Genomic DNA, 1,066 nt, shown 5'->3' with positions numbered 1-1,066 from the left:
CGAATGCCCGCCATCAAACCCGTCTGGTTCTGCCCCGCACCTGGTGTTGTGCCCCCGCCGCCCGAACTGAGCGAGTAGCGTCCGTGCGTGCTGTTGCCCAGATACGAGCCCTGCAGATAAACGGCCGTCGCTTTCGACAGCGAATAGGTGCCGCGCAGCGTACCCATCGTGGCGCGGGCATCCTGCTGGGCGTTGGTGATTCGGAAGACTTCACCGTCCAGCGTGAACGCCGGGGTGATCGAATACGCCGCGCCGAGGTAGAACAGGTTCGAGTGCACGTTAGGTGTGGCAGGCGAGTCGGTATCGACATGACGGCCCACCCAGCCGCCGCCGAGCTTTACGCCGAAGACGTTCGCCCATGCATTTAATTGCATGCGAATGTCTTTATCTGCACCGCTGGTTAGCGGGAACGGGGCGACTCCATCGAAGAAGTTGGCTGCAGCCGTCGCGCCGCCGCGTTGCTCGTCGTAAGCGGCGGCCACGCCGAACACCGAGGCGTCGTACTTGAGCATGGCGGACCATTGACGGCAGTTGGTCGAATGACCGGCAACCTGCCCGGCGCACGTGCCCTGGCCCGGCGAGTTGCCGGTGCCCGCGCTGTCGCGGCCGAACGAATATGTCGCGCCCACGGTCAGGCCGTGGAAGCTGCCCTTGTAGCCGATGGTGTTATCGCTGCGGGCATTCGGCAGATACGAGTCGAGCGAACCGCTGCCGTAGATGTCCGGCCCGAGAATGTCGGCATCCGCCATTGCCCAGTAGGTCATCGTGTATTGACGGCCGAGCGACAGTTGACCATACGGGCTCGCGATACCCACCCATGCCTGACGTCCGAACAAACGCCCGCCCTGACCTGAATCGCCACCGCGTGTATTAAAGCCGCTTTCGAGAGCGAATACCGCTTTATATCCGCCGCCCAAATCTTCGGCTCCGCGCAAGCCCCAACGCGAGGGAAGCTCACCGGTGATCCCCGGCATCCGCACCACGTGGTCCCCCTGCCGCGTTCGCATGCGAGACATATTCGATGCCGGTATCAAGGATTCCGTACAAAGTCACGCTGCTTTGCGCG

The 1,066-nt window shown here is 63.0% G+C and carries 1 pseudogene; it reads right to left on the bottom strand.

Annotated elements, in window-relative coordinates:
- Nucleotides 1-1,066 (bottom strand): annotated as a pseudogene (locus EOS_RS43090) (porin); the annotation flags it as partial.

It is taken from the genome of Caballeronia mineralivorans PML1(12) (genome assembly GCF_001028175.1).
Classification (GTDB): Bacteria; Pseudomonadota; Gammaproteobacteria; order Burkholderiales; family Burkholderiaceae; genus Caballeronia; species Caballeronia mineralivorans.
This window is presented reverse-complemented; position numbering and strand designations above follow the sequence as displayed.